Source organism: Polaromonas sp. P1_G4 (assembly GCF_056405475.1).
Map to the genome: position 1 here is coordinate 1 of NZ_JBFUCA010000029.1, position 16830 is coordinate 16830.

Below are 16830 nucleotides of genomic sequence, written 5' to 3' on the forward strand. Positions count from 1 at the left end.
GCCGCGGCATCCTCAAGCACGGCAACCCGCTGCGACCCCCCGACGACGCCATGACGGTTCGGGTGCGCGGCGGCAAGCGCGCGGTAACCAACGGCCCTTTCACCGATAGCGCAGAAAAAATGGCGGCCTACGGGCTGATTGAATGCGCCGGCATGCAGGAGGCGATCGACACTGCAGCCGGCCATCCCATGGCCAGGGCCGCAACCATAGAGGTCAGGCCGGTGTGGTCCGACCTCCCCCGCATGGCGGCCTGAAAATTAACGATGAAGTGAGTCAGCATGAAGCTTTATTACTCGGACACGCTGAACCCGCGAAAAACCTGCGCCGTCGCCAGGCACTTGAAGCTGCCGGTGGAGTTCATTTACGTCGCGCTCGAAAAAGGCGAACACCGTACGCCACRGTTCCGCGCAATGAACCCCAATGCCAAGGTGCCGGTACTGGTGGACGGCACCACGACCTTGTGGGAGTCGAATGCCATCATGTGCCACCTGGCGGAGAAAGCCGGTTCTGACCTGTGGCCACGCGACCAACGCCAGACCGAGGCGATGCGCTGGCTGATGTGGGATGCCACCGAGTTCGCGCCAGCCGCCGGGACTTTTTATTTCGAACACATCATCAAGCCGCGCTTCCTGCAGCGCGAGGCCGACCCGGCCGAGATTGCGAGGGTGACACCCGACTTCGAGCGCTACGCCAGCGTGCTCGAAGCGCACCTGAAGGGGCGCGAATACCTCGTCGGTGACGCACTGACGGTAGCCGACTTTGCGGTGGCCATCACCTTGCCATACGCTGAAAAGGCACGCTTGCCGCTGGACAATTTCCCGGAAATCCGGCGCTGGCACGACCGGCTTAATCAGCTGCCGGCGTGGCGTGAGCCCTTTCCGGAATTGCGGGCCGGTTAAACGCCTTGTCCCCGCCGCTGAAAACAAAAAAGGCCGGCGAGCATTCACGCGCTCGCCGGCCTGTACAGCCGAAAACCTTATCGTGCGGGCGCGGGAACGATCACGACCGTATCGCCCGTGGCACCGGTCCTGCCGGTCTTTCCGGTGTCGCCTGTGGCGCCGGTAGCACCGGTTGCGCCCTCATAACCGGTAGAGCCCGTCGCTCCAGTCGCACCGGTAGCGCCGGTCGGGCCTGGAATACCGACGCCAGCGCCCGTGGCCCCCTTGGCGCCGTCAGTGCCGGCGGCACCCGTGGCGCCCGCAGGACCTGCAGGCCCGGGCACGGTGACAACTGCCGCAGGCGGCGCGACAACCGTCCGCTCACAGGCAACAAGGCTCAACGTTGCGACCAGTGTGGATAAAAGGAATGCGTGTTTCATTGTCATAGTGATCCTCTGGGAAAATTCGCACCAAGGTGCGTCAACAGTTCGTTCCTGCCTTGACCGTGAACTGTTTTTTTTACGGATCATGTGCATGAAACCGATACCAGCCACAACGCTTTTGCTGAAGGTCACACATTCGAAAACCGCTAACGGCTACCGTATGCCTGGCCCTCTTGAAAGAATCATTTCTGATGCAGACAACAGGATGAGTGCTCAAGGTACCCATTGGCAAGCGCCCATGCTGTAGGACGGGCCCACGACAGCGTGTCCCGAATCGGCAGCATCGCAAACGCGCGCAAACACGTCCAATAGTGCAAACTTCAACCTGAACTTTCGCCCACACCGCCAAAGCCCTTTCTTCATTCACACCAGACAACAAGGCAAGGACATCCATGACCGCAACTTCTTCAACCAGCCCCGTGGCCGTCGTGACAGGGGGTGCTCGCGGCATTGGCCTTGCCATCGGGAAATGGTTTCTGGCCAACGGGTACCGTGTGGCGCTTCTGGATATCGACAGCGACACGCTGCTCCCAGCCGCTAGCGCCATTCAGGATGCAGGCCGCGTACTGGCGGCGCATTGCGACGTGGCCGACCCGGCGCAGGTGAAATCGGCCATGGAGGAGGTGGACGCCCGCTTTGGCCGTATCGATGCGCTGGTCAATAACGCCGGCATCGCGGTGTTCAAGCCTATCGGTGAGACAACATTTGAAGAATGGCGCCGGGTTTTGGGCGTCAACCTGGATGGCGCGTTTTTGTGCAGCCAGGCTTGCGTGCCCATCATGAAGCGCACGGGCGGTGGCAGCATTGTCAACATCGCGTCGATCTCGGGCTTGCGTGCAAGCACGCTTCGCGTGGCGTACGGCACCAGCAAGGCCGCGCTCATCCAGCTGACCAAGCAGCAGGCGGTTGAGCTGGGCACCCTCGGCATCCGGGCCAACGTGATCGCGCCCGGGCCGGTGGACACGGAAATGGCCAAGCTGGTTCACAGCGTGGCGATCCGCTCGGACTACCACGACGTGATTCCGCTGGGGCGCTACGGCACCGTGGAAGAAATCGCGTCGGCCGTGGGCTTTTTGTGCAGCCCGGCAGCCAGCTATGTCAATGGCCAGGTGCTGGCTGTGGATGGTGGTTTTGAGTCCGCCGGTGTCGGCTTGCCGACGCTGAGAAAAAACCAGACGGCCTGAGTCTTCCACGGGATTCGGGCAACACCCACCGCGCTGGAAAACCCTAGGGCCTRCTAACACTATGTTTGCAAGATGCGTTGCGAGTCAAAAAGGCCKTGAGCAAGGCGCAAAACGCAGGCGGGGTGAACCCCGTCAAGGCTTTGCAACGCCGCTCAGGGCCTTTTTGATCGCAACCCGGAGGGAATGGGGTGAAAACATAGTGTTAATAGGCCCTGGTCCCAGCTTTTTCAGCCTTGCTCTATAGAATGATTCGGGTCTCTTCTGGCGTCATTCTGGCGCCACTTTCTTGTCAGGATGCCGCGTGCAACCCATTATTTCCCTTCAGAAACTCAGCAAAACTTACGCTTCGGGCTTTCATGCGCTCAAGTCGGTGGACCTGGATATCCAGCGCGGCGAGATTTTCGCCCTGCTCGGCCCCAACGGCGCAGGCAAGACCACCTTGATCAGCATCGTCTGCGGCATTGTCAATCCCAGCTCGGGCAGCGTGACGGCCGATGGACACGACGTCGTGCGTGACTACCGCGCCGCTCGCGCCAGGATCGGGCTGGTCCCCCAGGAGCTTTCGACCGATGCGTTTGAAACCGTGTGGTCCACCGTGAGCTTCAGCCGGGGCCTGTTCGGCAAGCCGCCGAACCCCGCCTACATCGAGAAAGTACTGCGCGACCTTTCGCTGTGGGACAAGAAGGACAGCAAGATCATGGCGCTCTCCGGCGGCATGAAGCGCCGGGTATTGATTGCCAAGGCGCTGTCGCACGAGCCCACCATCCTGTTCCTCGATGAGCCCAGCGCGGGCGTCGACGTCGAGCTGCGCAAGGGCATGTGGCAAATGGTGCGGGAGCTGCGCGACAGCGGCGTCACCATCATCCTGACCACGCACTATATTGAGGAAGCCGAGGAGATGGCCGACCGCATTGGCGTCATCAATAAGGGCGAGCTGATTCTTGTCGAAGACAAAACGGTGCTGATGCGCAAGCTGGGCAAGAAGCAACTGAGCCTGCAACTGCAAACACCGCTGCAAAGCATTCCGGATGCGCTGGCAGGGCTGCCGCTTGAGTTGACGAAAGAGGGCCACACACTGGTCTACACCTTCGATACACAAACCGAGGAGACGGGTATTGCGGCGTTGCTCAAGCAGCTGGCCGAACTCGGCATTGACTTCAAGGACCTGCATTCAAGCGAGAGTTCGCTCGAAGACATCTTCGTGAGCCTGGTGCATGCCGACCAACCTGGCGCCCAGAAGGAGGCCGCATGAACTGGCACGCCATCCGCGCTATTTACCGCTTTGAAATGGCGCGCACCTTCCGCACGCTGATGCAATCCATCGCCTCGCCGGTGATCTCGACCTCGCTGTACTTCGTGGTGTTCGGGGCGGCCATCGGTTCACGCATGGGAGACATCGACGGCATCCGCTACGGTGCCTTCATCATTCCCGGCCTCGTCATGCTGTCGCTGCTCAACGAGAGCATCTCGAACGCCGCCTTCGGCATCTACATGCCGAAATGGTCGGGGACAATTTACGAGCTGCTGTCGGCGCCGGTGTCATCGATGGAGGTGGTGATGGGCTATGTGGGCGCCGCGGCGAGCAAATCCGTCATGCTGGGGCTACTGATCCTGGCAACGGCGCGCCTCTTCGTGCCTTATGAGATCGCGCACCCTTTCTGGATGCTGTGCTTCCTGCTGCTGACCGCGCTGACCTTCAGCCTGTTCGGTTTCATCATCGGGCTGTGGGCCGACAACTTCCAGAAGCTGCAGATTGTGCCGCTGATGGTGGTGACGCCGCTGACTTTCCTCGGTGGCGCGTTTTATTCGATCAACATGCTGCCGCCGCTGTGGCAGAAGGTCGCCCTGTTCAACCCGGTGGTCTACCTGATCAGCGGATTTCGCTGGAGTTTTTACGGGGTGGCCGATGTCAACGTAGGCATCAGCGTGGCGGCCATCATGGGCTTTCTGGGGCTGTGCCTCGGCGCGGTGTGGTGGATCTTCCGCACGGGCTGGAAACTGAAGGCCTGAGGAAGGGGCAGGCGGCTGGTGGAGAGCGTCCTGCAAATGCTATTGATTTTATAGCTGCCTGCGCTTACCAAATAAGGGCTACGGGCATATTTCCCTAAAATTCCAGGGCCAGGCCCGACGCATGGGCTGGCGGCGCAACTTGAAAGGACAGCGGCCAACCTCATATGTATTCGTTGAAAGTTTCACGCCAGAAAGGCCTCCTCATGCCTGCCGACCTCGCCGCAAGTCCCGCCACCCATCCAGTCCTCCAGGTCAAGCCGCTCGGCTTTCCGTGGGCAACGCTCGACCCGTTCCTCTTTTGCGTGTACCACGACGACGCTTACCCCCGCGCCAATGCGCAGATGGGCCCGGATGCCTCGCTCGCGGGGCGCAACATCGGCCAGGACTTTGCCCGCAAGGACGGCTGGAACATGTACCACGGCAGCACGGTGCCGGGCTTTCCCGCGCACCCGCATCGCGGCTTTGAAACCGTGACCATAGTGCGCAAGGGACTGATCGACCATTCCGACTCCCTGGGCGCGACAGCGCGCTTTGGCCGCGGCGACGTGCAGTGGCTGACGGCCGGCAAGGGCGTGGTCCATTCCGAGATGTTCCCTTTGCTGGACCAGCAAAATCCCAATCCACTGGAGCTGTTCCAGATCTGGCTGAACCTGCCGGCGGCCGGCAAGATGAGCGAGCCGCATTTCACCATGTTCTGGTCGCAGGACATTCCGCGCCTGGACATCAAGGATGCCGAAGGGCGCGGCACCGAAGTGGCCGTGATTGCCGGCCGTATTCAAAATACCCAAACCGCGCCGCTGGCGCCGCCGCCGGATTCGTGGGCCTCGCAGGCCGAGGCCGACGTGGCGATCTGGACGATTCGCATGGTGCCCGGCGCCCGCTGGACGCTGCCCGCCGCAACGGGCGAAGGCACGCGGCGCCAGCTCTATTTTTTCAAGGGGCAGTCGGCGACGCTGGGCGGTCAGGCGGTGAGTGTGGACAGCGCCATCGAGCTGCGGGCCGGCGTGGACGCAGAGATCGTCAACGGCGGCGAGGAAGCCGAATTCCTGATGCTGCAAGGCAAGCCCATTGGTGAKCCGGTGGTCCAGTACGGCCCGTTTGTCATGAACACGCAAGCCGAAATCGCGCAAACCATGGCGGACTACCAGCGCACGCAGTTTGGTGGCTGGTCGTTTGGCGATGACGCGCCGGTGCATGGGCGGGAGCCGGCGCGCTTTGCGCGGCACCCGGGCGGACGCGAAGAGCGGCCGACGGGCGACTGACGGCCGAGCAGCACCTCGCTGCTATATTTTTAATAGCTGCCCGCGCTTGTTCTTAGCTGCTCCGGGGCACTTTTCGCATAACTCCGGCATTACCAGTCAACCTCCCCGCAGTACCCCCAGGCAATATCGGGTTTCGCAAACGCCGCCTGTGGGGTGCGGCAGCAGGCGCCTACACTCCCGCCAACACAAGGAGATGCCATGAGCCAGGAGCCCAACTCCCAGGCGGTCAAAAACGAACTGAATGCGCTGGCGCAGGCGTTCTTTCGCGCCGTCTCGTTTGAGCCGGGCAGCGTGCCGTCGTACGATGACATTCACGCGCTCTTCATCGACGCAGGCCTCCTGATCAAGAACACAGGAACCGCACCCGAGATTTCCAGCGTGCGCGAATTCATCGCGCCGCGGCAGGCTCTGGTGGACAGCGGTGCACTGACGCGCTTCAGGGAATGGGAGCTGTCGGAAACCACACAAATCTTCGGCAACATTGCCCATCGCTACAGCGCTTACGGCAAGGCCGGCACGATGAACGGCGAGGCATTCGAGGCGCGCGGCATGATCTCGACGCAGTTCGTCAAAACGCCTGAAGGCTGGAAGATGAGCGCGATGGCCTGGGACGATGAACGGCCCGGCCTGCACTTGCCTGATTGACCTGCCACTCAGGGAGGCATCAGCCCCGCATTGACCACCACCTCGTCCAGCGCGGCGAAAGTCATGTTGTGGCGATCCGTCAGCGGCCCACCGCCGGGCACTACATGGCCGTCTGCGGTGTAGCCAATGGCCTTGAACTTCCACACGCCGCCAATCAGTTTGAGCTGGCCCACCAGCTCGCCGCTGCTCAGATGAACACTCACCACTTGTTCGTTGAGTTTTTTGAACGTCAGGGGCATCAGCATGAACCTTTCAGGGCGACTGGTCGCCGAGTATTGCACTGACAATAAAAAAGCGCCCGGAGGCGCTTTTTTATTGGCGATGTTGAAGTGAATTACTTCGCCACCACGCGGACCATTTCGAGGCACTTGTTGGAGTAGCCCCATTCGTTGTCGTACCAGGCGACGACCTTGATGAAGGTGCCGTCGAGCGCGATGGACGCATCGGCGTCAAACACGCTGGTGCAGGTCTCGCCGCGGAAGTCGGTGGCAACGACCTTGTCTTCGGTGTAGCCCAGGATGCCCTTGAGTGCGCCTTCGCTTTGCGCTTTCATTTCGGCGCAGATTTCCTTGAGCGTGGCTTCCTTGTTGAGCTCGCAGGTCAGGTCAACCACCGACACGTCGGAGGTGGGCACGCGGAAGGACATGCCGGTCAGCTTCTTGTTGAGCTCGGGGATCACCACGCCCACAGCCTTGGCAGCGCCGGTGCTGGAGGGAATGATGTTTTCCAGGATGCCGCGGCCGCCGCGCCAGTCTTTGTTCGACGGGCCGTCCACGGTTTTCTGCGTGGCAGTGGCCGCGTGCACGGTCGTCATCAGGCCGCGCTTGATGCCCCACTTGTCGTTCAGCACCTTGGCGATAGGCGCCAGGCAGTTGGTGGTGCAGCTGGCGTTGGAAATGATGGCCTCGCCCTTGTAGGTCTTGTCGTTGACGCCGAAAACGAACATCGGGGTGTCGTCTTTCGACGGTGCCGAGAAGATGACCTTCTTCGCGCCGGCGGCCAGGTGCTTCTCACCGGAAGCCTTGTCGAGGAAGAGGCCCGTGGACTCCAGCACCACGGTGGCGCCGATATCGCCCCACTTGAGGTTGGCGGGGTCACGTTCCTGCGTCAGGCGGATCTTCTTGCCGTTGACGATCAGCGTGTTGCCTTCAACGGACACGTCGCCTTCGAAGCGGCCGTGCACCGAGTCGTACTTCAGCATGTAGGCCAGGTACTCAGGCTCGAGCAAATCATTGATGCCGACGATTTCAATGTCGCCAAAGCTTTTGATGGCCGAGCGAAACACGTTGCGGCCGATACGGCCAAAACCATTAATGCCAAGTTTGATAGTCATCTGCTGTTGCTCCTGGAAGTTGAAATCTTGTTGAATTGGGCGGCCGTGTCCGTTATCCGCGTGTTTACTTGCGCAGCACCTTGCGCACGGTGTCGGCCACGTTCTCGGCGGTAAAGCCAAAGTGCTTGAACAGCACTGGCGCGGGCGCCGATTCACCGTAGCTGTCGATGCCCACCACGGCGGCACAGCCGTATTTCCACCAGCCGTCCGTCACGCCCATTTCCACCGCGATGCGGGGGATGCCTTCGGGCAGCACTTCGGATTTGTACGCCGTTTTCTGTTTGTCAAAGGTCGTGGTGCTGGGCATGGAAACCACGCGCACAGCGATCTTGTGAGCGGCGAGCAGCTCTTGCGCCTTGAGCGCGAGTTGCACTTCAGAACCCGTGGCGATGATGACGGCCTGGGCCTTCTTGTTCAGGCCCACTTCGGCGGGCTCGGCCAGCACATAAGCGCCCTTGCTGATTTCACCGAGGTCGTTCTTCGGTGCGTAAGGCAGGTTCTGGCGGCTCAGCAGCAGCGCCGTCGGCTTGTTCTTGTTCTCGAGCGCGACGGCCCAGGCAACAGCCGTTTCAGCCGTGTCGCCCGGACGCCAGACGTCGAGGTTGGGAATCAAACGCAGGCTCGCGGCGTGCTCGATGGACTGGTGCGTCGGGCCGTCTTCACCGAGGCCGATGGAGTCGTGCGTGAAGACGTGGATGACGCGGATCTTCATCAGCGCGGCCATGCGGATGGCGTTGCGGCTGTAGTCGCTGAAGGTCAGGAAGGTGCCGCCGTAGGGAATGAAGCCACCGTGCAGCGCAATGCCGTTCATGATGGCGGCCATGCCGAATTCGCGCACGCCGTAGTTGATGTGGCGGCCACCGGCGCTCACGCCTTCGGCATTGGCCGTCAGCACGACTTCGCCGTTCATGTCAAAGCGCAGGTTGGGCGTGGACTTGGTGTTGGTGAGGTTGGAGCCGGTCAAATCGGCCGAGCCGCCCAGCAACTCTGGCAGGCCGGCGGTGAAGGCTTCGAGTGCGAGCTGCGAAGCCTTGCGCGAGGCCACGGTTTCGGCCTTGGTGTGTGCGCCGATGACAGTGTCGACAGCCAGTTGCGAGAAGCTCTTGGGCAGGTCGCCCTTCATACGGCGGGCCAGCTCGGCGGCCAGTGCGGGGTGCGCGGCCTTGTAGGCAGCGAATTTCGCGTCCCAGGCGGCCTCAAGAGACAGGCCCTTGGCCTTGGCGTCCCAGGCGTCGTAGGTTTCTTTCGGCACTTCAAACGGTGCGTAAGGCCAGTTGAGGGCTTCGCGCGTGAGCTTGATTTCTTCGGCGCCCAGCGGCTCGCCGTGGGCCTTGGCGGTGTTGGCGCGGTTGGGCGAACCTTTGCCGATATGCGTCTTGCAGATGATCAGCGTGGGCTTGTCGTTGGACTTCTTCGCGCCTTCGATGGCCTGCGAGACCAGCTCGGCGTCGTGGCCGTCGATGGGGCCCAGCACGTTCCAGCCGTAGGCGGCAAAACGCACGGCGGTGTTGTCGATGAACCAGGGCGCGACCTGRCCGTCGATGGAGATGCCGTTGTCGTCATACAGCGCGACCAGCTTGTTGAGCTTCCACGCACCGGCGAGCGCGGCCGCTTCGTGGCTGATGCCTTCCATCAGGCAGCCGTCGCCCATGAACACATAGGTGTTGTGGTCGACGACGGTGTGGCCTTCGCGATTGAACTCTTTGGCGAGCAGCTTTTCAGCCAGCGCCATGCCGACCGCATTGGTCAGGCCCTGGCCCAGCGGGCCGGTGGTGGTTTCAACGCCGGGGGTGTAGCCGTATTCGGGGTGGCCGGGGGTTTTGCTGTGGAGCTGGCGGAAATTCTTGAGTTCGCCGATGGGCAGCTTGTAGCCGGTGAGGTGCAGTACGGCATAAATGAGCATGGAGCCGTGGCCGTTGGACAGCACAAACCGGTCGCGGTCGAACCAGTTGGGGTTGTGCGGGCTGTGCTTGAGGTGGCGGCCCCAGAGGGCGACTGCCATGTCGGCCATGCCCATGGGGGCGCCGGGATGTCCGGAATTGGCTTGTTGAACGGCGTCCATTGCGAGTGCGCGTATCGCATTCGCCATCATTTGCGTATTGGCCATGTAGGCAGCTCCGGGAGGGGAAAAGATCAGGGGTAACCCGGTATTTTACCGTTTGGGCCCTCCCCACCGGTTTGGCGGGGGTTTGGACCCGATTTGGCCGGGCGGCACCCCGTCATGCACTAAAGTCAGGGGCATGCAAGGCCTTCACCTGACCGCCGACCTTTACAAATGCCGCTGCGACCCGGCCTGGCTGACCGACGCCACCCGACTGGGCGACTGGTGCGTGCAGGCCGTGCAGGCGGYCGGCCTGCAGGCCGTTAACCAGCTGTTTCACACTTTTCCCGACACCGTGCATGGCCCCGGGGGCATCACGGCGACCGTGCTGCTGGCCGAGTCGCATGTGTGCGTGCACACCTGGCCCGAGCAAAAAGCAGTAACGCTGGACGTCTATGTGTGCAACTTCGGCGGCGACCACTCCGCCAGGGCGCGCGGCCTGATGGACGCGCTGGTGCGGCGCTTTAATCCGGAATGGACCGAGCAGCGGTCGCTGGACCGGGGAGATACGCAGTAGGCCGGCTCACCACTTCTCGCGCACGGTCGTCAAAAAGAGCGCGTTGAGGGTCGGCAGCACGGGCCGAAGATCATCGCGTTCCGGGATCGCCGCATCCAGCCTGGCAAGCTCAACCTCAATAAAGGCATTGACTCGCGGGAAAGGCGCCGACAGGCCCAATTCAGGCGCGCCGCGTTTTTTCTCCAGCATTTCGTCGATGTCGGCGAGCAGGTCCGTCTCACCCTCGATCAGGTGCAGCAGGCTGGCGAATTCGATAGGCGCGGCTGTGCCGTAGCGCTCGAGCCAGCGCACCGCGAGCAGCGGCCGCAGCACATAAAAATACTTCTTGAGCCGCACCATCTCACCCTGCAGGTGTTCGCGGTAGTTGCCCTTGGCCGAACTGCGGTAATGGTGTATGCCCCGCTCGCACGAGTAGACCAGGGGCAACAGCCGCCTCGCCTCTTCGGCAAAGGGACCGTTTTCCATATATTTGATCGGCGACTGAATCCACTCGACAAATCCCGGATTCGACTTCCAGAACAGGCGCAGCGCTTTACGCAGGTCCCAACCGTTGAGGTCGATGTCGTCGACGATGGGGTACTCGATGACGTCACGGCGGTCCTCAAGATCAAGCGAGAGGTAGTCGTCGGCCGGCCGCGCGTAAATAAAGCGCACGTCGAAATCACTGTTCGGCGACGCAAAGCCCCAGGCCCGGCTGCCGGACTCGATCGCCATCAGGATGCGCACACCGTGCTCCCGTTCGGTGGCTGCGAGGCGGCTCATGATTTCAGCGTGGATCTCGGGAGGAATCATCGGCAGGCTTTCGAATTTTGGTTCATCCATTCTGCATGAGCGGCCCCGTTAAACTGCCGTCATGCCCTCTGCACCCATCAAAGCCATGATCATGGCCGCCGGCCGCGGCGAGCGCATGCGCCCGCTGACCAACACCACGCCCAAGCCCCTGCTGCCGGTGCGCGGCAAGCCGCTGATTGACTGGCAGGTTACTGCGCTGGTGCGCGGTGGTTTTACCGGCCTGGTCATCAACACGGCCTGGCTGGGTGAACAGGTTCCGGCCCATTTTTCGGCGCTTTCTTCAAGCCATTTCGGGCTGCAGCCCAATAAGGACGGGCGCAAGCAGCTATCAATTTCATACTCACACGAAGGCGTGGATTTTGGCGGCGCACTGGAAACCGCCGGAGGCATTGCGCGTGCGTTGCCGCTGCTGGGTGACATTTTCTGGGTGCTGGCGGGTGATGTGTTTGTGCCCGGCTTTGAGTTCACCCAGGCCGCCGTTGCCCGGTTTGCCGCCGGCAACACGCTGGCCCACCTCTGGCTGGTGCCCAACCCCGCACACAACCCGAAAGGCGACTTTGGCCTCAGCCCCGACGGCCTGGCGTTGAACCTGCCCAAGGACAACCCGCAGCCCAAATTCACCTACAGCACCATCGGCCTGTACCGGCGCGAGTTGTTCGACAGCCTGCCCTTCGGCAACCCCCAGGGCCTGAAAGCCCCGCTGGCACCGCTTTTGCGTACGGCGATGGACAATCAGGCCGTGAGCGCCGAGCTGTATGAAGGCGCCTGGACCGATGTCGGCACACCGGCGCGGCTGCACGAGCTGAATCAAACCACCACAAACTGAAGCGGAACGCATATGAGCACCACCACGATCTACGAAAAACGCCGCGCTGCCATTGCCCGCGCCCTGAAGGCGGCCGGCGGCGGCATCGCCCTGCTGCCCACCGCGCCCGAATACCCGCGCAACCGCGACAGCGACTTTCCCTACCGCCACGACAGCTATTTTTATTACCTGACCGGCTTCAGCGAACCCGACAGCTGGCTGGTGATTGAGGCCAGCGGCAAGACCACGCTGTTTTGCCGGCCCAAGGACCTGGAGCGTGAGATCTGGGACGGCATTCGCCTGGGCCCCAAGGCCGCGCCCGCCGCGCTGGGTGTGGACGCCGCCTTCAGTGTGGAAGCGCTGGAAGAAAAAATGCCTGGGCTGCTGAGCAACCAGAGCGCCGTGTGGTTTCCATTTGCCACACACAAGGGCCTGGAAACCCAAGTGGACGGCTGGTTGAACAAGGTGCGCGCCCGCGTGCGTTACGGCGCCGAGTGCCCGCAAAGCCAGCACGATTTGTGCAAGCTGCTCGACGAAATGCGGCTGGTCAAAGACAGCCATGAAGTCGCCATCCTCAAGCGCGCCGGCAAGATTTCAGCCGGTGCCCACGTACGCGCCATGCAGACCTCGGCAGCGATGCTGCGCAACGGTGCCAACGGGAAACTGAAGGGCGGCCTGCGTGAATACCACCTCGAAGCTGAACTGCTGCACGAGTTCCGCCGCCATGGTTCGCAGTTTCCGGCTTACGGCAGCATCGTCGCGGCCGGCGCCAACGCCTGCATCCTGCATTACCGCGCCGGCGATACGGAACTCAAACCCGGCCAGCTGTGCCTGATCGACGCCGGCTGCGAACTGGACGGCTACGCCAGCGACATCACCCGCACCTTCCCGGCAGACGGCAAGTTCACGCCGGCCCAGCGCACGCTGTACGACATCGTGCTGGCCGCGCAGGTCGCCGCGGTGAAAGTGACAAAGCCCGGCAAACGCTTTTTAGATCCGCACGATGCTGCGACGCGTGTACTGGTGGAAGGCATGCTGGACACCGGCCTACTCGACAAAAAGAAGCACGGCAAGGTCGACGACGTGCTCGAGTCCGGCGCCTACCGCCAGTTTTACATGCACCGCACGGGCCACTGGATGGGCATGGACGTGCATGACTGCGGCGACTACACCGAGCCCGGCAGCAAGCCGCGCGAGGAAAAAGACGCCCTGGGCCAGACCGTGATGCGCAAGCCCTCACGCATCCTGCGGCCCGGCATGGTGCTGACCATCGAGCCCGGTATTTATGTACGCCCCGGCAAGAACGTGCCCAAGGAGTTCTGGAACATCGGCATCCGGATTGAGGACGATGCGCTGGTGACCGCCAAGGGCTGTGAGCTGATGACGCGGGGTGTGCCGGTGGATGGGGATGAGATTGAGGCGTTGATGAAGGGGTAAGAGCGCTTTGGGAATAGCGTTTCGCTCAGGGGCAATCGCTTGCCTCTATCGCCGAACCTGGTTCCACCAACGTGTTGGTCATCAAGGGATTGATGCTTTTCCAGGCACGCATTTTTTCGGCCGTCAGGTAGACCTTCACACAACTGCCAACGGCAAAATTCTGACTGGTCCGAAAAAAGAGCTGCTCGGTATTGGTCTGGCGTATCAAGAAAAGACACTCTCGCGGTGCCAAGGCCTTGTCGATTGGCTTGAGCAGAGGCTCCATTGCCCTGCCGATGGCCGCTATGCYGGGTKGCTGCTCAACATTGGCCGTGAAGTTATTGGTCAGGGATTGGGTGCAGGGGTCATAGACCTTTTCCACGCGCCCCGTCAGCACCACTGTATCGGCCGCCTGTTTGTTGACCGCACAGGATGCAAGCAGCGTTGCCAGTACACCGCACGACAACAAAGACATGGGCCTTGCCCGGTAAACCACAAAGTCCGGCATGAGTTTCCTTCTGGATTAGCCATTTGCCATGGCGCAACGAGATTATCCGGCCTGCCTACTTAGCCTCAACGGCTGGCCGCACAAGTTCTCCCCGCAAGGGTAGCGCGCCCATCGGCAACTGAAACGTGATACTGACCTTCTGCACCACTCCCTCGTCCGGCCACCCCACACGACGGTAGCCCTGCATCAGGCAGTCGTTCTGCGACGTCTCCCCCGGTTGCAACGGATTGAGCATATTGGTGTACATCGTGCCATCCCGCTGAAGAATGCCCAGGTAGGCGCGCACGCGGGGAATCGGCGCCACCGGGTCAAACCCGTCGGGACGAAAAGCGATTGAAAACTCAGGGGTGTCTGCGGACGCCGTCCGAGGGTCCGCAAAAAACTCTCCCTTCACACGCCGGCCGTCTGCTTGCACCCAGTGCAGGCGCAATTGCGGCGCCGGCTCGCTCGCTGACCACATCAAGTGCAAATCCTCGCCCTGTCTGCAGAACACCGGATGCGTGGTGCCCCGCGTGTCGTACCAGGGCCCGTTGCGTCTGTCATCGACCCGCTCCAGCCGGATGCCGACCGGGGCGGTCAACGACTGCGCGTAAACCTCGCCGGCCCCCGGCACCGTAAAACGCCGGAGAGGGCCGGCCGTATGCGCAAGCGGCGTGGAGCCAGGTGCTTTCTGCCGCTGGGTTGCCAGGCGCCGCGCCGCATCTTCCATCGGAAATTGCGCGGCCATGAATGCGGTGGCGGGAATCGCCAGGATGCCGATGCCCACAATGGCGAGCACCATGCATTCGCTGGTCGTCAAGGCGGGCCGCAAGCCGCGGCCCACCAGCAGATGGCCGCCAAACCATAAAAGCGGCACGGCAGTGAAAAGGGCTACATAAAAAACAGCAAGGGCTTCCATGCCCGATACAGACCGGGCCGGAACCACCACGGCGGCAAAGGTGAGCGGCGCCAACAACGCCGATGCCAGCCTCAACGCGATCCAACTGCCGGTTCTCTGGCTTCTTTTGAAGTAGCGGCGCTCAACAAGGAGCACCAGCGCCATGGTGGCGAGAACGCCCAGCACGGCCAGCGCCCACTGCCGTTGCTCCGCGGCCGGCAAGGCGGCCAGGGTTTCAAACATCTGGTCGAATTCCATCCATACCTCCCACCAGGTCACGCCTGGCTGGCTCTCATGCTAAGCCAAGTTGCCATCCGGTCCAAGGGCCTCCATCCATCTGGCCGACACGCGGTCAGGCCAGTGAAGTCCCTCTGTGATGCCCCTGCGTAAAAGCCTCCTCAAACACCGAATACCCCGATAAATCACTGTGCGCAAAATGCAGCCGCTGCCAAGGCGCCTGCAAACGCCCTTGCAGCGCCCGCAAAGCCGCACTGTTGCGCACACCCGGCACCGGCGTGCTCATCGCATGGCCATAACGCATGATTTCCATGCGCGTGACCTTGCCGGGCAGATCAGGATGCGGCGCCGACAGCTCGGCCAGCACGCTGTCACGCCAGTGCGTCCAGGGCTTCTCGTACAAGGCTTTGCGGCCCGCCGGTTCAATGCCAAAGGCGCGGTAATACGTGAGCACCGTGGCGCCGGGCACGGCCTGCAGGCTCTGGTGCATGGCGTCGACGTAACCCAGGCCTGCCTGCGCAACGCTGCCTGCTGCGTCCCCGCCGTAGATGACGTTGTCCCAGCTGGGTGCGGCACCGGGCCGGTCGTGCAGCGCGGCCTTGATGTGCAGGTTGGCCACCAGCCAGGGTGCGTAACGCAGCTGGCCGGCGGCTTCGCGCAATGCGGGCGGCGGGCTTTCCACCACACGCGCCGCCACAAACAGCGGCATCGCCAGGATGCATTGCTCAGCCTGCCAGCGCTCGACGGTCTGGGTCGCCGCATTGAARGCATCGACCTCTACACCATGACGGCCCGCAGCCACGCGAACCACGGTGCGGCCGGCGTACAGGCGTTCACCGAGTGGTGCAGCCAATTGGCGGGTAAGCCAGCCGTTGCCCTCGGGCCAGGTGAGCACACCCGCTTCGCGCTCCGCAGAAGCTGCGTCGCCGGGCGCTTGAAAACCATGCCGGCTGGCGAAGTAATGGATGCCGGCCCAGGCCGATACCGTGTCCAGGCCCGCGCCGTAATCGTCGCGGCAGCAATAGTCGAGGTACCAGCGCAGTGGCGTACTGGTGAGTTGCTGCTGGTCCAGCCATGCCTTGAACGTCACGGCATCCAGCGCGCGGTGTTGCGGTGCCAAGGGCACTCCGGCAACAGGAATCGGGAATGYGGCTGCAGACGAGGTCTGCTGCACCAGCACCGCAAAGCGCCGGTACTCGGCCAGCACGGCAGCACCGGCATCCTGCAGGGGCAGCAGCCCTTCCTGCCACTGGCCATTGATGAACAGCCGCTCCTGCGGGCTGTGGCACAAATGGCGTTCGTCATACACCCAGCGGCCGGCCACGCGCTGGCGCAGTGAAAGTTCTTCGAGCAAATCCTGCACATCACGCGCCGCATCCCCGGGCACCGGCAGGTAGTGCGCGCCCAGCGGGCAAGGCACGCCATTGACCACGCCTGCGCGGCTGTTGCCACCGGCCTGGTCTTCCAGCTCCAGCAGCGCGAAGTCCTGCATGCCGCGCAGGCGCAGCGCACGCGCCGCCGCCAGGCCGGCGACACCGCCGCCGGCAATTAGTACGCGGGTGCGCCGGGTGACGGAAGGGGCCGGCCAGGCACGGGCTCTGCCGGTCTCGTCAGGCCGAAGCAGATGGCCGCGCTCATGGTTCGCACCCACAAAACCGCCTTCGACATGCGTGGCCTCCTTGCAGCCCAGCAGCGGAAGTGCGGAGGCGGCCAGGAAATCCCGGCGCTTCAATGCAGCACCTTGCCCCATTCCTGCTCGTAACTGTGCACCAGTTCCTGGCTGGAGAGCCGGTTGACGGGCGCCGGCACGCGTGCCATGTCC

At 62.5% G+C, this 16830-nt stretch carries 18 protein-coding genes; 10 read left to right on the top strand and 8 right to left on the bottom strand.

The window, feature by feature from the left end; all coding sequences use genetic code 11:
• Positions 1-254, top strand: a 254-nt coding sequence (locus AC1D1X_RS02845; protein ID WP_477697796.1) for a YciI family protein, incomplete at its 5' end; no start/stop codon positions are given.
• Between the two features lie 24 nt (positions 255-278).
• Positions 279-899 (top strand): glutathione S-transferase family protein, encoded by a 621-nt coding sequence (locus AC1D1X_RS02850; protein ID WP_477697797.1) that lies wholly within the window; start codon positions 279-281, stop codon positions 897-899.
• Positions 900-976: 77 nt separating this feature from the next.
• On the opposite strand, the gene AC1D1X_RS02855 is transcribed toward AC1D1X_RS02850, so the two are convergent.
• Entirely contained in the window at positions 977-1318 is a 342-nt protein-coding gene (locus tag AC1D1X_RS02855) for a collagen-like protein (RefSeq protein WP_477697798.1), read from the bottom strand.
• A 395-nt stretch (positions 1319-1713) separates the two neighbouring features.
• Between AC1D1X_RS02855 and AC1D1X_RS02860 the strand changes: the two genes are divergently transcribed.
• The 5 genes from AC1D1X_RS02860 to AC1D1X_RS02880 all read left to right on the top strand — a co-directional run bounded on the left by AC1D1X_RS02860 (position 1714) and on the right by AC1D1X_RS02880 (position 6422).
• Positions 1714-2505, top strand: a complete 792-nt coding sequence (locus AC1D1X_RS02860; protein ID WP_477670491.1) for an SDR family NAD(P)-dependent oxidoreductase — start codon at positions 1714-1716, stop codon at positions 2503-2505.
• 301 nt (positions 2506-2806) lie between these two features.
• Positions 2807-3757 carry an ABC transporter ATP-binding protein gene (locus AC1D1X_RS02865; RefSeq protein ID WP_477670490.1) on the top strand — a complete coding sequence of 317 codons (951 nt, stop codon included), beginning with the start codon at positions 2807-2809 and terminating at the stop codon, positions 3755-3757.
• A complete protein-coding gene (locus tag AC1D1X_RS02870; protein WP_457281963.1) occupies positions 3754-4515 on the top strand; it encodes an ABC transporter permease in 762 nt (253 codons plus the stop codon). The genes AC1D1X_RS02865 and AC1D1X_RS02870 overlap by 4 nt, the downstream gene beginning before the upstream one ends.
• Positions 4516-4718: 203 nt before the next feature.
• Positions 4719-5777: a pirin family protein gene (locus AC1D1X_RS02875; protein WP_477697799.1), complete on the top strand. Its 1059-nt coding sequence runs from the start codon at positions 4719-4721 to the stop codon at positions 5775-5777.
• Between the two features lie 198 nt (positions 5778-5975).
• Positions 5976-6422, top strand: coding sequence for a hypothetical protein (locus AC1D1X_RS02880; protein ID WP_477670488.1), 447 nt, complete (start codon positions 5976-5978; stop codon positions 6420-6422).
• 8 nt (positions 6423-6430) lie between these two features.
• Here the strand turns inward: AC1D1X_RS02880 and AC1D1X_RS02885 are convergent, their stop codons facing one another.
• From AC1D1X_RS02885 to tkt, 3 genes are all read right to left on the bottom strand, one after another.
• On the bottom strand, positions 6431-6661 hold the full coding sequence (locus AC1D1X_RS02885; RefSeq protein ID WP_477670487.1) for a hypothetical protein: 231 nt from the start codon (positions 6659-6661) through the stop codon (positions 6431-6433).
• A 95-nt stretch (positions 6662-6756) separates the two neighbouring features.
• Positions 6757-7755 carry a type I glyceraldehyde-3-phosphate dehydrogenase gene (gene gap / locus AC1D1X_RS02890; RefSeq protein WP_457281959.1) on the bottom strand — a complete coding sequence of 333 codons (999 nt, stop codon included), beginning with the start codon at positions 7753-7755 and terminating at the stop codon, positions 6757-6759.
• A gap of 64 nt (positions 7756-7819) precedes the next feature.
• The gene (gene tkt, locus AC1D1X_RS02895) at positions 7820-9862 is read right to left on the bottom strand and encodes a transketolase (RefSeq protein WP_477670486.1); all 2043 of its coding nucleotides are present in this window, start codon (positions 9860-9862) and stop codon (positions 7820-7822) included.
• A 133-nt stretch (positions 9863-9995) separates the two neighbouring features.
• On the opposite strand from tkt, the gene speD reads away from it, so the two are divergent.
• Positions 9996-10373, top strand: a complete 378-nt coding sequence (speD, locus tag AC1D1X_RS02900) for an adenosylmethionine decarboxylase (protein WP_477697800.1) — start codon at positions 9996-9998, stop codon at positions 10371-10373.
• 6 nt (positions 10374-10379) lie between these two features.
• Here speD and AC1D1X_RS02905 read toward each other — a convergent pair whose 3' ends face one another.
• Positions 10380-11165 carry a nucleotidyltransferase domain-containing protein gene (locus tag AC1D1X_RS02905; RefSeq protein ID WP_477670485.1) on the bottom strand — a complete coding sequence of 262 codons (786 nt, stop codon included), beginning with the start codon at positions 11163-11165 and terminating at the stop codon, positions 10380-10382.
• A 61-nt stretch (positions 11166-11226) separates the two neighbouring features.
• On the opposite strand from AC1D1X_RS02905, the gene AC1D1X_RS02910 reads away from it, so the two are divergent.
• Together AC1D1X_RS02910 and AC1D1X_RS02915 are read left to right on the top strand one after the other, a co-directional pair.
• Positions 11227-11991: a nucleotidyltransferase family protein gene (locus tag AC1D1X_RS02910; RefSeq protein WP_477670484.1), complete on the top strand. Its 765-nt coding sequence runs from the start codon at positions 11227-11229 to the stop codon at positions 11989-11991.
• A 12-nt stretch (positions 11992-12003) separates the two neighbouring features.
• Positions 12004-13407 carry an aminopeptidase P N-terminal domain-containing protein gene (locus AC1D1X_RS02915; RefSeq protein WP_477670483.1) on the top strand — a complete coding sequence of 468 codons (1404 nt, stop codon included), beginning with the start codon at positions 12004-12006 and terminating at the stop codon, positions 13405-13407.
• A 25-nt stretch (positions 13408-13432) separates the two neighbouring features.
• Here AC1D1X_RS02915 and AC1D1X_RS02920 read toward each other — a convergent pair whose 3' ends face one another.
• The 3 genes from AC1D1X_RS02920 to AC1D1X_RS02930 all read right to left on the bottom strand — a co-directional run bounded on the left by AC1D1X_RS02920 (position 13433) and on the right by AC1D1X_RS02930 (position 16758).
• Positions 13433-13894: a hypothetical protein gene (locus AC1D1X_RS02920; protein WP_477697801.1), complete on the bottom strand. Its 462-nt coding sequence runs from the start codon at positions 13892-13894 to the stop codon at positions 13433-13435.
• 55 nt (positions 13895-13949) lie between these two features.
• Positions 13950-15050 carry a hypothetical protein gene (locus AC1D1X_RS02925; protein ID WP_477697802.1) on the bottom strand — a complete coding sequence of 367 codons (1101 nt, stop codon included), beginning with the start codon at positions 15048-15050 and terminating at the stop codon, positions 13950-13952.
• 73 nt (positions 15051-15123) lie between these two features.
• Positions 15124-16758: an FAD-dependent oxidoreductase gene (locus AC1D1X_RS02930; RefSeq protein ID WP_477697803.1), complete on the bottom strand. Its 1635-nt coding sequence runs from the start codon at positions 16756-16758 to the stop codon at positions 15124-15126.
• Between the last annotated feature and the right edge of the window lie 72 nt (positions 16759-16830).

Excerpts from the sequence above, each read along its gene's own strand:
- AC1D1X_RS02910 (WP_477670484.1), top strand. The coding sequence starts at position 11,227 with ATGCCCTCTGCACCCATCAAAGCCATGATCATGGCCGCCGGCCGCGGC.
- AC1D1X_RS02870 (WP_457281963.1), top strand. The coding sequence starts at position 3,754 with ATGAACTGGCACGCCATCCGCGCTATTTACCGCTTTGAAATGGCGCGC.
- AC1D1X_RS02915 (WP_477670483.1), top strand. The coding sequence starts at position 12,004 with ATGAGCACCACCACGATCTACGAAAAACGCCGCGCTGCCATTGCCCGC.
- gap (WP_457281959.1), bottom strand. The coding sequence starts at position 7,755 with ATGACTATCAAACTTGGCATTAATGGTTTTGGCCGTATCGGCCGCAAC.
- AC1D1X_RS02905 (WP_477670485.1), bottom strand. The coding sequence starts at position 11,165 with ATGATTCCTCCCGAGATCCACGCTGAAATCATGAGCCGCCTCGCAGCC.
- AC1D1X_RS02885 (WP_477670487.1), bottom strand. The coding sequence starts at position 6,661 with ATGCCCCTGACGTTCAAAAAACTCAACGAACAAGTGGTGAGTGTTCAT.
- AC1D1X_RS02880 (WP_477670488.1), top strand. The coding sequence starts at position 5,976 with ATGAGCCAGGAGCCCAACTCCCAGGCGGTCAAAAACGAACTGAATGCG.
- AC1D1X_RS02855 (WP_477697798.1), bottom strand. The coding sequence starts at position 1,318 with ATGAAACACGCATTCCTTTTATCCACACTGGTCGCAACGTTGAGCCTT.
- AC1D1X_RS02860 (WP_477670491.1), top strand. The coding sequence starts at position 1,714 with ATGACCGCAACTTCTTCAACCAGCCCCGTGGCCGTCGTGACAGGGGGT.